Origin of the sequence: Shinella sp. 838 (assembly GCF_029623935.1) — a bacterium.
Classification (GTDB): Bacteria; Pseudomonadota; Alphaproteobacteria; order Rhizobiales; family Rhizobiaceae; genus Shinella.
In genome coordinates this window covers 1-1,035 of sequence record NZ_JARSBQ010000064.1, presented here as the reverse complement: position 1 = coordinate 1,035, position 1,035 = coordinate 1, and the positions used below count along the sequence as shown (strand labels likewise).

Genomic DNA, 1,035 nt, shown 5'->3' with positions numbered 1-1,035 from the left:
GGGGAACCTGCGGCTGGATCACCTCCTTTCTAAGGAAGCTGTGGAATTGGTAAGACGACCGTCTTGAACGGTATGAACCTTCCCGTGCTTTTTAGAACATAGATGGCACCAGTCAGGTGGCCATCGAAACGCAATACGCCTGCGGATCTGCTATGCAGACGGCGGGTATGGCGATCTTCGCCGTCCACGTTTCTCTTTCTTCACAAGACAAGGACCCGCTGTTTGGCAGAGTTCTACCCAGTATGGGCCCGTAGCTCAGGTGGTTAGAGCGCACGCCTGATAAGCGTGAGGTCGGCAGTTCGAGTCTGCCCGGGCCCACCATCCCTAAGATTGAGTGGCACTCCGGTCAGGTATCGAAACCTGAATGGGGCTGTAGCTCAGCTGGGAGAGCACCTGCTTTGCAAGCAGGGGGTCAGCGGTTCGATCCCGCTCAGCTCCACCAAGGTTTTGGTGTTGAGAACTGAGAGGTCGAAGCGAAGCTTCGCAAGCGCAGAGCGCGTCGCCAATCGTTTGGCGCCCTAGCGGAGCGCCTTCGGCGCGTGAGCGAAAGAAATCCTTGTCTTGGAAGAAATAAAAGTTTGCGTCCGCCAAATGGCGGTGCGCCTGTTCTGCATACATTGTGAAGAGAAGATTGATCTGGAGGCTTCCAGGTGTTTTGGGTTTTAGGCCCAAAGCGTCCGAGACCTTTCCCGGTGAACCTTTTGATGGCCTAGCCGGCCGGAGATTGGTGAGGGATTGGAGGTAGGAAGGAAGCTTGTCGCTCTGGATCGTTCGTTGTTGGCGCCTTCGGGTGCTTCTGACGGATGATCGGATTACCGTCGTCTAACCGCGCGGTACCGGATTTGATCTCGAGAAGCTGGTCTTAATAGATGGACTGCAAGCGAGCTGCTCGGCGTAGCTCCAATAAAGCGGTCCATCGAACACGTCGATGGCATCATGAGTGGATTGGATTGTAAAAGGTAGTCCAATCGCCTTCTAGCGAAGGCTAGTGATGAGCATAGACAATGAGAACGATTAAGTGTCGTAAGGGCAATT

At 54.4% G+C, this 1,035-nt stretch carries 2 tRNA genes; both read left to right on the top strand.

Annotated elements, in window-relative coordinates:
- The first annotated feature begins 244 nt into the window (after positions 1–244).
- Positions 245–321, top strand: a tRNA-Ile gene (locus P9A16_RS35570).
- 45 nt (positions 322–366) lie between these two features.
- Positions 367–442, top strand: a tRNA-Ala gene (locus P9A16_RS35565).
- Positions 443–1,035: the final 593 nt, after the last annotated feature.